The following is a 13,143-nucleotide window of genomic DNA, read 5'->3' as shown; positions in this document are numbered from 1 at the left end:
GCCGAACGCCCGTCCAGCCGGGCGCTCGACGACGTGTGCCCGGACAGCCGGGCGCTCGACGAGGGAATAGGCTCGCGGCGTGCTGATCGCGATCGAAGGGGTCGACGGCGCCGGCAAGCGGACGTTGTCCGAGGGCTTGCGTAAAGCGTTCGAAGCCGCCGGGAAGTCGGTCGCCACGCTGGCGTTCCCGCGGTACGGGCAGTCGGTGACCGCCGACGTCGCCGCGGAGGCGCTGCACGGCGAGCACGGCGATCTCGCGTCGTCGGCGTACGCGATGGCGATGCTGTTCGCGCTCGACCGCGCAGCGGCGGTCGGCGACATCGAGGCGCTGGGCCGCGCGCACGACGTGGTGATCCTGGACCGTTACGTCGCTTCCAACGCGGCCTACACCGCCGCCCGGCTGCGCCAGGACGCGGCGGGAGAAGCGGCGGCCTGGGTGCGGCGGCTGGAATACCAGCGACTGGGGTTGCCCGCGCCGGACTGGCAGGTGCTGCTGGCGGTGTCCGCCGAACTCGCCGCGCAGCGAGCCCGCCATCGCGCCGAATCGGAGCCGGGCCGGGCGCGCGACAGCTACGAACGCGACGACGACCTTCAGCAGCGCACCGGCGCGGTGTACACCGGTTTGGCCGCCGCGGACTGGGGCGGGCGGTGGCTCGTCGTCGACGCGGACGTCGATCCGGGCAGGCTGGCGAACGCGTTGATCGCCCCGTAGAGACGGCCAGTTAGCACAAATTTGTCACGATTTGGCCCTATCGAATAAGAAACGCCCGTGTGGCGCCCGAGTTTTGTCCCGATTCGGTGACACCATGGACTCCATGAGGCAAAGGATCTTGGTCGTCGATGACGACGCTTCGCTGGCGGAGATGCTGACCATCGTGCTGCGTGGGGAGGGCTTCGACACCGCGGTCATCGGTGACGGCACCCAGGCCCTGACCGCGGTGCGCGAGCTGCGCCCGGATTTGGTGCTGCTGGACCTGATGTTGCCCGGCATGAACGGCATCGACGTGTGCCGGGTCTTGCGCGCCGACTCCGGCGTGCCGATCGTCATGCTGACGGCCAAGACCGACACCGTCGACGTGGTGCTGGGCCTGGAGTCGGGCGCCGACGACTACATCATGAAGCCGTTCAAGCCCAAGGAGCTGGTCGCCCGGGTGCGTGCGCGGCTGCGGCGCAACGACGACGAGCCCGCCGAGATGCTGTCCATCGCCGACGTCGAGATCGACGTGCCCGCACACAAGGTCACTCGCAACGGCGAGCAGATCTCCCTGACTCCGCTGGAGTTCGACCTGCTGGTCGCGCTGGCACGCAAACCACGCCAGGTGTTTACTCGTGATGTGCTGCTCGAACAGGTGTGGGGATACCGGCACCCAGCGGATACCCGCTTGGTAAACGTGCATGTCCAGCGTCTACGGGCCAAGGTCGAAAAAGACCCTGAGAACCCGACTGTGGTGTTGACCGTTCGAGGAGTGGGATACAAGGCCGGACCTCCGTGATCCGGCGCTCGCCGCGACGCACTCGGAGTCGTTGGGGGCGCACTGGCCCCATGGCACGCGGCTTAGGTGCGTTGAGCCGAGCCGTAGGCATTGCCTGGCGCCGTTCGCTGCAGCTGCGAGTCGTGGCGCTCACCCTTGGACTGTCGTTGGCGGTGATCCTGGCGCTCGGCTTCGTGCTGACCAGTCAGGTCACCAACCGGGTGCTCGACGTCAAAGTCAAGGCCGCCCTCGAGCAGATCGAGCGGGCGCGCAGCACCGTCGGCGGGATCGTCAACGGCGAGGAAACGCGCTCGCTGGATAGCAGCCTTCAGCTGGCCCGCAACACGTTGACGTCGAAGACCGACCCGGCGTCGGGCGCCGGCCTCGCGGGTGCGTTCGACGCGGCGCTGCTCGTTCCCGGTGACGGTCCGCGCGCCGCCAGCTCGGCGGGACCCGTCGACCAGGTACCCAACTCACTGCGGGGCTTCGTCAAGGCCGGGCAGGCCGCCTATCAATACGCCACGGTGCACACCGACGGCTTCTCCGGGCCGGCGCTGATCATCGGCACGCCGGCGTCGGCACAGGTTGCCAACCTGGAGCTGTACCTGATCTTCCCGCTGAAGAACGAGCAGGCCACCATTCAGCTGGTGCGCGGCACGATGATCACCGGCGGAGCCGTGCTGCTGGTGTTGCTCGCCGGGATTGCACTGCTGGTATCCCGTCAGGTGGTGGTGCCGGTGCGGTCGGCGTCGCGGATCGCCGAACGATTCGCCGAAGGCCATCTGTCCGAACGGATGCCGGTGCGCGGCGAGGACGACATGGCCCGGCTGGCGGTGTCGTTCAACGACATGGCGGAGAGCCTGTCGCGGCAGATCACCCAGCTCGAGGAGTTCGGCAACCTGCAGCGGCGTTTCACCTCCGACGTCAGCCACGAGCTGCGCACCCCGCTGACCACCGTGCGGATGGCCGCCGACCTGATCTACGACCACAGCGCCGACCTCGACCCGACGCTGGCGCGGTCCACCGAATTGATGGTCAACGAGCTGGACCGCTTCGAGACGCTGCTCAACGACCTGCTGGAGATCTCCCGCCACGACGCGGGCGTGGCCGAGCTGTCCGTCGAGGCGGTCGACCTGCGCACCACGGTGCGAAGCGCCCTGGGCAACGTGGGGCACCTGGCCGAAGAGGCCGGCATCGAGCTGCTCGTCGAGATGCCCGACGAGGAAGTGATCGCCGAGGTCGACGCGCGCCGGGTGGAGCGGATCCTGCGCAACCTGATCGCCAACGCCATCGACCACGCCGAGCACAAGCCCGTCCACATCCGGATGGGCGCCGACGAGGACACCGTCGCCGTCACGGTCCGCGACCACGGCGTGGGGTTGCGGCCCGGCGAGGAGAAGCTGGTGTTCAGCAGGTTCTGGCGCTCCGACCCGTCGCGGGTGCGGCGCTCCGGCGGCACCGGGCTGGGCCTGGCGATCAGCATCGAGGACGCGCGCCTGCACCAGGGCCGGCTCGAGGCGTGGGGCGAGCCCGGTCAGGGCGCCTGCTTCCGGCTGACGCTGCCCCTGGTTCGCGGCCACAAGGTCACCACCAGCCCGCTGCCCATGAAACCCATTCCGCAACCGCCGGCTGCCGAACGCAAGGAGCGACAGCGCACACGCGAGCATGCCGAGAGGAGCGGGTGATGCGCCGGTTCCTGGGTCTGCTGGTGCTGGCGGTGTTGCTCGCCGGCTGCGCCGGGGTCCCCAGCTCGTCGGCCCCTCAGGCTATCGGCACCGTCGAGCGGCCCGCGCCGTCGAACCTGCCCAAGCCGACCCCGGGCATGGACCCCGACGTGCTGCTGCGCGAATTCCTCAAGGCCACAGCCGATCCCGCCAACCGGCATCTGGCCGCGCGGCAGTTCCTCACGCAGTCGGCATCCAACGCGTGGGACGACGCGGGTAGCTCGCTGCTGATCGACCATGTGGTGTTCGTGGAAACCCGTGGGGCTGAACGGGTTTCGGCAAACATGCGGGCCGACATCTTGGGCTCGCTGTCCGACATGGGGGTGTTCGAAACCGCGGAAGGGACGCTGCCGGATCCGGGCCCGATCGAGTTGGTCAAGACGTCGGGCGGCTGGCGGATCGATCGCCTGCCCAACGGAGTCTTCTTGGACTGGCAGCAATTTCAGGCGACCTACAAACGCAACACGCTGTACTTCGCCGATCCGACGGGCAAGACCGTGGTGCCCGATCCGCGCTACGTCGCGGTATCCGATCACGATCAGCTGGCCACCGAACTCGTATCCAAGCTGCTGGCGGGCCCGCGGCCGGAGATGGCCCATACGGTCCGCAACCTGCTCGCGCCGCCGCTGCGGCTGCGCGGTCCGGTGACCCGCGCCGACGGCGGCAAGAACGGGATCGGCCGCGGCTACGGCGGAGCGCGCATCGATCTGGAAAAGCTATCGACGACCGATCCGCACAGCCGGCAATTGCTTGCCGCACAGATCATTTGGACCCTGGCGCGCGCGGATATCAGGGGGCCGTATGTGATCAACGCCGACGGCGCGCCGCTGGACGACAGGTTCGCCGAGGGGTGGACCACCTCCGACGTCGCGGCCACCGATCCCGGCGTGGCCGACGGCGCGGGAGCGGGTTTGCACGCGCTGGTCAACGGTTCCCTGGTCGGGTTGGACGGCCAGCACACCACGACGGTGCCCGGGGCCTTCGGTCGCATGGGCGACCAGTCGTCCGCCGCGCTGTCGCGCAGCGGACGCGAGGTGGCATCGGTGGTGACCCTGCGGCGCGGCGCCCCCGACGTGGCGGAGTCGCTGTGGATCGGCGAGCTGGGCGGTGAGGCGGTGCAATCCGCCGACGGACACAGCATTTCGCGGCCCAGCTGGGGGCTGGACGACGCGGTCTGGGTGGTGGTCGACACCAACAACGTGCTGCGGTCGTTCCAGGAGCCGGCGTCGGGGCAGCCCGCCCGCATCCCGGTGGATTCGGCGGCGGTCGCCAGCCGCTTCCCGGGGCCGATCACCGAGCTGCAGCTGTCCCGCGACGGCACGCGCGCCGCGATGGTGATCGCGGGCCAGGTGATCATCGCCAGCGTCGAGCAGACCCAGGCCGGGCAGTTCGCCCTGACATACCCGCGGCGGCTGGGTTTCGGGCTCGGCACGTCGGTGGTGTCGCTGTCCTGGCGAACCGGCGATGACATCGTGGTGACCCGCACGGACGCGACGCATCCGGTGTCCTACGTGAACATCGACGGCGTGAACTCCGACGCGCCCTCGCGTGGTTTGCAGATCCCGCTGACCGCGATCGCGGCCAATCCGTCGACGGTGTACGTCGCGGCCCCGCAAGGGGTGTTGCAATATTCGGCGTCCTCCGCCGAAGGCGAGCAGAGCTGGTCAGAGGTAGCCGGGTTGGCGGCACCCGGAGCGGCACCGGTGCTGCCGGGATAAGCGGTCGCTTGTCACCCCCGCCCGCCACACTGGCGGGGTGCTCGACCTCCTCCTGCCGCTGGAATGCGGCGGCTGCGGCGCGCCTGCGACCCGCTGGTGTGACGCGTGCGCCATCGAGCTGGCCGTCAAACCCGACGAACCGCACCTCATCAACCCGCGCATCGACCCGCGGGCGCCGGTGTTCGCGCTCGGCCGCTACGCCGGCGCCCGGCGCCAGGCGATCCTCGCGCTGAAGGAGCACGGGCGCGGCGACCTCGTCGCGCCGCTGGCCCGGGTGATGGCCATCGGGCTGCACCGGCTGCTGACGTGGGGAATGCTCGAGACGCCGTTGACGATCGTGCCCGCACCGACTCGGCGTTCCGCGGCGCGCCGGCGTGGCGGTGACCCGGTCGCCCGGCTGGCCGCCGCAGCGGTCGCCGCGCACCCGGACGTCCTCGTCGTGCCGGCCCTGCGGATGGCGGCGCTGGCCCGCGACTCGGTGGGCCTGCGTCCCGCCGCCCGCGAGCGCAACATCGCGGGCCGCGTCCTGCTGCGCGGGCGGCCCGGACTACAGCGCACCGAAGTCCTGATCGTCGACGACATCGTCACCACCGGCGCGACGGCACGCGAATCGGTGCGCGTCCTGCGGTCCGCCGGGGTCCGGGTGGCCGCGGTGCTGGCGATCGCGGCCGCCTGACGCCGCGCCCCTCCCTGTGTCTCTCCCTGTGCGGCAGCCAAGAGGTTGTGAAGAACTCGCAACAGGTGAGCGAAATGGTGGCATCGCAAGGCGAACACGAGCTAACGTCGAGGACAACCTTCAGGAACTTACGAGGACCTACTGGTCTGACTCACCGGTCGCGATTCTCAGGTTGATACGCCACTTGCGGAGGGGGTGAGTATTCGACACCTTGCACCGGCGGGCTGCCTGCGGCGGCGATCTCTCTCAAGCCGTTCCCACCCCGTCGTTGCGTCTTCAAGAAAGCCGACACGCAGGGCGCGTGCGACGTGAAAAGAGAAACGAGTTGTCACGTATGTCAAGGCTCACCGTGGATTCCGGTCAGATTCTGGACCAACCGCCGGCAGAAACCGACGCGCAGGAACCGACAACGTCCGCCGAGGTCGTATTCAAGGGCCGCAACGTCGAGATTCCCGATCACTTCCGCGTCTATGTCTCGCAGAAACTCGCCCGCTTGGAACGGTTCGACAAGACCGTCTATCTGTTCGACGTCGAGCTCAAGCACGAACGCAACCGTCGCCAACGTAAATCCTGTCAGCGCGTGGAGGTCACCGCGCGGGGCCGCGGGCCGGTAGTCCGCGGCGAGGCCTGCGCCGACAGCTTCTATGCCGCGCTCGAGGCCGCGGTTGTCAGGCTGGAGAGCCGGCTGCGCCGCGGCAAGGATCGCCGCAAGGTGCACTACGGCGAAAAGACGCCCGTTTCCCTGGCCGAGGCCACCGCGGTGGCCCCGCCGCCGGAGAAGGCCCTCAACAACAAGCTCAATGGCAAGGCGTTCAACAACAGCCAGCCGGCGCCGCCGCACCAACACGAGCACAACGACCCCGCCGAGCCCCATGGCCACGAGCCGGGCCGTGTCGTGCGCACGAAAGAGCATCAAGCCAAGCCGATGTCGGTCGACGATGCGCTCTACGAGATGGAACTCGTCGGCCACAACTTCTTTTTGTTCTACGACAAGGAGACCGAACGGCCGTCCGTCGTCTACCGGCGACACGCCTACGATTACGGGCTGATCAGGCTCTCCTGAGGGTCGGCGGACATCACGGGGTTGTCACCTACCATGGGAGTCGCCTTATAGAAGACTCCTACCAACAGGGGAACATCCCAAAGGGGACAACACCGTGCTGTCGAAATTGCTGCGCCTTGGTGAAGGTCGCATGGTCAAGCGCCTCAAAAGGGTGGCCGACTATGTCAGCACCTTGTCTGACGACGTCGAAAAGCTCACCGACGCCGAGCTGAGGGCCAAGACCGACGAGTTCCGTAAGCGCCTGGACGACGGGGAAAGCCTCGACGACCTGCTGCCCGAGGCGTTCGCGGTGGCCCGCGAGGCCGCCTGGCGGGTGCTCGACCAGCGGCCGTTCGACGTGCAGGTGATGGGCGCGGCCGCCCTGCACCTGGGCAACGTCGCCGAGATGAAGACCGGTGAGGGCAAGACCCTGACCTGCGTGTTGCCCGCCTACCTCAACGCGCTGGCCGGCAACGGCGTGCACATCGTCACGGTCAACGACTACCTGGCCAAACGCGACAGCGAGTGGATGGGCCGCGTGCACCGCTTCCTGGGCCTGCAGGTCGGGGTCATCCTGGCCAACATGAGCCCGGACGAACGCCGGGTCGCCTACAACGCCGACATCACCTACGGCACCAACAACGAGTTCGGCTTCGACTACCTGCGCGACAACATGGCCCACTCGCTCGACGACCTGGTGCAGCGCGGGCACAGCTACGCCATCGTGGACGAGGTCGACTCCATCCTGATCGACGAGGCCCGCACCCCGCTGATCATCTCCGGGCCCGCCGACGGCGCCTCGAACTGGTACACCGAGTTCGCCCGGCTGGCGCCGCTGATGCAGAAGGACGTCCACTACGAGGTGGACCTGCGCAAGCGCACCGTCGGCGTGCACGAGAAGGGCGTCGAGTTCGTCGAGGACCAGCTCGGCATCGACAACCTCTACGAGGCCGCCAACTCGCCGCTGGTCAGCTATCTCAACAACGCGCTGAAGGCCAAGGAGCTGTTCAACCGCGACAAGGACTACATCGTCCGCGACGGCGAGGTGCTCATCGTCGACGAGTTCACCGGCCGCGTGCTGATCGGACGCCGCTACAACGAGGGCATGCACCAGGCCATCGAGGCCAAGGAGCACGTCGAGATCAAGGCCGAGAACCAGACGCTGGCCACCATCACGCTGCAGAACTACTTCCGGCTCTACGACAAGCTCGCCGGCATGACCGGTACCGCCCAGACCGAGGCGGCCGAGTTGCACGAGATCTACAAGCTCGGCGTGGTGTCCATCCCGACCAACAAGCCGATGATCCGCACCGACTGCTCCGACCTCATCTACAAGACCGAGGAAGCCAAGTACATCGCGGTGGTCGACGACGTCGCCGAGCGCTACGACAAGGGCCAGCCCGTCCTGATCGGTACCACCAGCGTGGAACGCTCCGAGTACTTGTCGCGTCAGTTCAAGAAGCGGCGCATTCCGCATAACGTGCTCAACGCCAAGTACCACGAGCAGGAGGCGGGCATCATCGCGGTGGCCGGCCGCCGCGGCGGCATCACCGTGGCCACCAACATGGCCGGGCGCGGTACCGACATCGTGCTGGGCGGCAACGTCGACTTCCTGACCGACCAGCGGTTGCGCGCCCAGGGCCTGGATCCGGTGGAGACGCCCGACGAGTACGAAGCGGCCTGGCACGAGGAGCTGGCCGTCGTCAAGGAGGAGGCCGCCAAAGAGGCCACCGAGGTGATCGAGGCCGGCGGCCTGTACGTGCTGGGCACCGAGCGCCACGAGTCGCGCCGGATCGACAACCAGCTGCGCGGCCGCTCCGGCCGCCAGGGTGACCCCGGCGAGTCGCGCTTCTACCTCTCGCTCGGCGACGAGCTGATGCGCCGCTTCAACGGTGCGGCGCTGGAGTCGCTGCTGACCCGGCTGAACCTGCCCGACGACGTGCCGATCGAAGCGAAGATGGTCACCCGCGCGATCAAGAGCGCCCAGACTCAGGTCGAGCAGCAGAACTTCGAGGTCAGAAAGAACGTCCTCAAGTACGACGAGGTGATGAACCAGCAGCGCAAGGTCGTCTACGCCGAGCGCCGTCGCATCCTCGAGGGCGAGGATCTGCAGCAGCAGGCCACCGACATGCTGACCGACGTCATCACCGCCTACGTCGACGGTGCGACCGCCGAGGGGTATGCCGAGGATTGGGACCTCGACGCGTTGTGGACGGCGCTGAAGACGCTGTACCCGGTCGGAATCAGCCACGAGGCGCTGACCCACCGCGACGAGGACTCCGACCGCGACGACCTCACCCGCGAGGAGCTGCTCGAGGCGCTGCTCAAGGACGCCGAACGCGCTTATGCCGCAAGGGAAGCCGAACTCGAGGAAATCGCCGGCGAGGGCGCGATGCGCCAGCTGGAACGCAACGTGTTGCTCAACGTCATCGACCGCAAGTGGCGCGAGCACCTCTACGAGATGGATTACCTCAAGGAGGGCATCGGGTTGCGCGCGATGGCGCAGCGCGACCCGCTGGTGGAGTACCAGCGCGAGGGCTACGACATGTTCATGGCCATGCTCGACGGCATGAAGGAGGAGTCGGTCGGCTTCCTGTTCAACGTCACCGTCGAGGCCGCGCCCGCCCCACAGGTCGCGCCCGTGGAGGCTCCCGACGGGCTCGCGGAATTCGCGACGGCCGCGGCAGCCGCTGGGCAGCGGGACGGCTCGGGTGGTGCGCCCGCCGCGGTGCGCGAGCAGGCTCCGACGGCGTTGCGCGCCAAGGGCATTGACGACGAAGCGCCGGCCCTGACGTATACCGGCCCGTCGGAGGACGGTTCGGCGCAGGTGCAGCGCAACGGCGGTGGGGCCGCCGACAAGACGCCGGCCGGAGTGCCCGCCGGCGCCAGCCGGCGCGAGCGGCGCGCGGCCGCGCGGCAACAGGGTCGGGGCGCCAAGCCGCCGAAGTCCGTGAAGAGGCGCTAGACGCGGCGACGCCGCAACGGTGACCGGTCGAGAAAGGGGCAAGTTTCATGCCCTTCGGCGGAGCTGTGTCGCGGACGGAGGTTCTGGCGGCGCTATCGCTGGCGATCGACCTTGGGCTCGGGCAACCGATGGATCACATGCTGCGGTCGGCCGCGCTGGGCACCAGGCTCGGCGAGCGGCTTGGGCTCAGCGAGCGTGAGCGCGGGACTGTTTTCTACACGGGTCTAGTCATGTGGATCGGCTGTCATGCCGACTCGCACGAATACACGCGGTGGTTCGGCGACGACATCGCGGTGCGACACGACAGCCACTTCATCGACTGGTCCGGTCCCACGTACCGGCGATTTCTGATGAGCAACCTGGGTCGCGGGTCGACGCTGCCCAAACGAGCCCAATTGGCGGCCAAACTTTTCGTCGATGCGCGCGGAAATCTTGGCGCGTTGGTGCGGTCCCATTGCCTGTCGGCCGCATTGCTCGCCGAGGAGATCGGCTTGGGCACGGACGTCTGCGAAGCCCTGCCCTACGCGTACGAACGGTGGGACGGCAGCGGTCTTCCCGCTCGCGCCGCCGGGCGCCAGATACCCGTGGCGATGCGGGTGGCGCAGGTTGCCGACATCGCCGAAGTGCACCATCGCGCTTACGGCGCGAAGGCCGCGATGGCCGAGGTTCGCCGCCGCAGCGGCAAACAGTTCGACCCGGACATCGTCGCGGTGTTCACTGCGGCCGCCGACGAACTACTGCGCGAGAACGAAGATGTGTGGTCGACCGCTGCCGACTTGGCGCCGGACCCGGGGGAGGCGCTGAGTGAGGTCGTGCTGGACCGGCTCCTGCGCGCGATGGGTGACTTCGCGGACCTGAAATGCCCCTTCACACTTGGTCATTCGCGTGCAGTGGCCGAGCTGGCAGAGAATGCCGCGAAATGTGCCGGGCTGCCGCAGGACCACATCGACGTTCTGCGCCGCGCAGGCTACGTTCACGATCTGGGCCGGATCGGTGTGTCCAACCGGGTGTGGGAAAAGCCGGGTGAGCTAACCCATGCCGAACGCGAGCGTGTGCATTTGCATCCGTATCTGACTGGCAGAATCTTGGCCCGGGTCGGCGGGCTGAAGGCTGTCCGGGAGGTCGCGGTGAACCACCACGAACGACTGGACGGGTCTGGTTATCCGAATGGTCTCCGGGGTGATGATCTCTCTGTCCGCGATCGGGTACTTGCTGCCGCCGAAAGCTATTGCGCCTCAATGGAGCCGCGACCGTATCGCGATGCACTGGACGAGGCCGACGCGGCCAGGCAACTGCGAAGTGAAGCGGCCCGCGGCCGGCTGGACGGCGAAGCGGTTGAAGCCGTTTTGGAGGCGGCGGGCCACCGGCCCTCGCGCAGAGCCCCCAGGCTATCGGGATTGACCCGGCGCGAGGCCGAGGTATTGCTCCATGTCGCACAGGGGCGATCCAACCGGGAGATCGCCTCGGCCCTTTGGATTTCCGAGAAGACTGTACGCAATCACGTTGAGCACATCTATGCCAAGATCGGGGTCTCGAACCGGATCGGGGCTAGCTTGTACGCGACACGGCACGGCCTTACCAGCAGCGCGCCCCACTAGGACACGGTTTCCCGGGGAGCGCCGTCACCGCCGGGATTCGCCGGGCCGGGATCGCCGGTCGAGCACCCATGCGGTTGCCAGCGTGAGGGCTACAGCGAACGAGGCGAGCGCGATCAGACTGGCGGCGGTGCCTCCGTGGAAGGTGTCGCGGTAGGCGGACATGGCCGGCAGCGTGGCGGTATAGCGGTCGAGGTTCAGGGCGCGCCCCAATGCGTCGAAGGCGTGGCGGTTGGATAGGACGAGGCTCATAAGGCGTCCCGGGGCGGCCATCTGGTCGACGGGAACGATGGCACCCCCGAACAGAACCTGGGGAAAACACAGCATCGGCAGGGCGAGCGCCGCCTGCGCCGCGTTGGAGACTGCGGCCGAGGCGAGCAGGCCCAGCGCCAGTGCCGAGGTCGCCTCGATCATGATGGTCGCGAATAGCGAGGCGTACACGTCCCATCCGACCGCGGGGAGCCGACCGAGCGCGCGCAGCACAACCAGCAACACCGCGCTCACGCCCGCCAGAACCGGAAGCAGCGCAGTCACCTTCGATGCCACATAGGCGCCCACGCTGAGCCCGGCAAGGCGCTCGCGCCGAAACACGGCCATCTCTCCGACGATTTGGAGCAGGCCGTACGTCAGCCCGAAGAAGAAGCCATCGAACGCAATCCAGAACACGATCTGGGCCGGCCCGACGTCGGCCGCGTTTCCCGGGTCGAACGCGCCGCGCTTGAACAGCGTGGCCATCATCGCCGTCACAAGCACCGGTGAGCCGAGCAGGATCGCAAGGGTCAGCCGGTTGCGACAGAGCACATCGAAATTGCGGCGGGTGAGCAGCCACCATTGCCGCGCCATGCCCGTGCGCTTGACGACGTCGGACCGGGTGGCGGGGACCGGTTGTCGAGCGAAGCCAGGCGGGGTTTTCGACCTCAGTCGGCTTTCGGCGAATCGCTCGGCCCAGATCTGCGGCGTGTGCTCGCCGGCTAGGCGCTCGTACACCTCCGCGAGGTTTTCCACGCCGAAGTAGCGCCGCGCCGCGGCCGGGCTGCCGGTGAAGGCCAAGTGGCCGTCGCGAGCCAGGAAGACCACCCGATCACACCGGTCGATACCGGCGGGCTCATGTGTTGTGAGAACGATGGTGACCCCGCGTTGGCTGAGCCGGCGCAGCAGGCGCATCACGTCGGCCGCGGTTGCGGGATCGAGCCCGGAGGTGGGTTCGTCGAGGAAGAAAAGACGCGGCCGGGTCAGGAGCTCCACGGCGATGCTGGCCCGCTTGCGTTGACCGCCGGACAGCGCACGCACCGGCACCTCGGCGCGGTCAGCCAAGTCGAGGTCCTGCAGGGTTTCCTCCACGATCTCGTTCGCGCGGGCCGCACATGTGCCCGCGGGCAGCCGTAGCAGCGCCGCGTAGCGCAGCGTGCGCCGCAGGGGCATCTCGAGGTGGATGATGTCGTCCTGGGGGACGTAGCCGACTCGGGAGTCGTCGCTGACGCGGGCACGGCGAGCGATGCCGTCGTGCCGAAGTTCCCCCGTGGAGGGTTGCTGCAGGCCCGCGAGGATCTCTAGCAAAGTGGTCTTTCCGGCCCCGCTGCCGCCGGCGATGGCGACCAATTCGCCAGGTCCCACCGAGAGCGACAGGCGGTGGAGAATCTGCCGCCTACCGATGCGCCGGCTGACCTCGATTGCGTCGACCCGGCCGCCGCCCGGTGCCTTGGCTGCGTGATCTGATCGCTCAGTACCGAGGCGCTCGATAGTCGCCGCCTCACATGCCAAACCGGCCATGATCCGACCTCCGTGCCTTTCCGAAGTAGCTTTGTCATGGCCGATCATCAGCCCACCGCTTCCGCGGTCGCATGAGGCATTTGCCTCAAATCGCAAAGTCAGCGACGCCAGATGTATGCGCTGCAGCACGCGCCGGTGGACCCGGCGCGCGGCTAGAGATCCGGCCGAAATCGTGCCTACC

At 68.0% G+C, this 13,143-nt stretch carries 9 protein-coding genes; 8 read left to right on the top strand and 1 reads right to left on the bottom strand.

Annotated features, from left to right (window positions below; genetic code table 11):
* Window positions 1-79 precede the first annotated feature (79 nt).
* From A5745_RS22235 to A5745_RS22200, 8 genes are all read left to right on the top strand, one after another.
* Window positions 80-712 (top strand): dTMP kinase, encoded by a 633-nt coding sequence (locus tag A5745_RS22235; RefSeq protein ID WP_076118957.1) that lies wholly within the window; start codon window positions 80-82, stop codon window positions 710-712.
* 94 nt (window positions 713-806) lie between these two features.
* Complete coding sequence (gene mtrA / locus A5745_RS22230; protein ID WP_007168097.1) at window positions 807-1,493, top strand: two-component system response regulator MtrA; 687 nt, start codon at window positions 807-809, stop codon at window positions 1,491-1,493.
* Window positions 1,490-3,157, top strand: coding sequence for an MtrAB system histidine kinase MtrB (mtrB, locus tag A5745_RS22225; RefSeq protein ID WP_076057706.1), 1,668 nt, complete (start codon window positions 1,490-1,492; stop codon window positions 3,155-3,157). The genes mtrA and mtrB overlap by 4 nt, the downstream gene beginning before the upstream one ends.
* Entirely contained in the window at window positions 3,157-4,914 is a 1,758-nt protein-coding gene (gene lpqB / locus A5745_RS22220) for an MtrAB system accessory lipoprotein LpqB (protein WP_139329745.1), read from the top strand. The genes mtrB and lpqB overlap by 1 nt, the downstream gene beginning before the upstream one ends.
* Before the next feature lie 37 nt (window positions 4,915-4,951).
* Entirely contained in the window at window positions 4,952-5,590 is a 639-nt protein-coding gene (locus A5745_RS22215; RefSeq protein WP_076057708.1) for a ComF family protein, read from the top strand.
* A gap of 349 nt (window positions 5,591-5,939) precedes the next feature.
* Complete coding sequence (gene hpf, locus A5745_RS22210; RefSeq protein ID WP_371337082.1) at window positions 5,940-6,653, top strand: ribosome hibernation-promoting factor, HPF/YfiA family; 714 nt, start codon at window positions 5,940-5,942, stop codon at window positions 6,651-6,653.
* A 94-nt stretch (window positions 6,654-6,747) separates the two neighbouring features.
* Window positions 6,748-9,597, top strand: a complete 2,850-nt coding sequence (secA, locus tag A5745_RS22205) for a preprotein translocase subunit SecA (RefSeq protein WP_076118951.1) — start codon at window positions 6,748-6,750, stop codon at window positions 9,595-9,597.
* Window positions 9,598-9,644: 47 nt separating this feature from the next.
* A complete protein-coding gene (locus A5745_RS22200) occupies window positions 9,645-11,195 on the top strand; it encodes an HD domain-containing phosphohydrolase (RefSeq protein WP_076057711.1) in 1,551 nt (516 codons plus the stop codon).
* Between the two features lie 24 nt (window positions 11,196-11,219).
* Here A5745_RS22200 and A5745_RS22195 read toward each other — a convergent pair whose 3' ends face one another.
* Window positions 11,220-12,962 (bottom strand): ATP-binding cassette domain-containing protein, encoded by a 1,743-nt coding sequence (locus tag A5745_RS22195; RefSeq protein WP_083663023.1) that lies wholly within the window; start codon window positions 12,960-12,962, stop codon window positions 11,220-11,222.
* Window positions 12,963-13,143: the final 181 nt, after the last annotated feature.

It is taken from the genome of Mycobacterium sp. IS-2888 (assembly GCF_001954215.1).
In the GTDB taxonomy this organism is placed as follows: Bacteria; Actinomycetota; Actinomycetes; order Mycobacteriales; family Mycobacteriaceae; genus Mycobacterium.
Note: the sequence above shows the minus strand (reverse complement) of the source record. Positions and strands in the feature narration are given on the sequence as shown.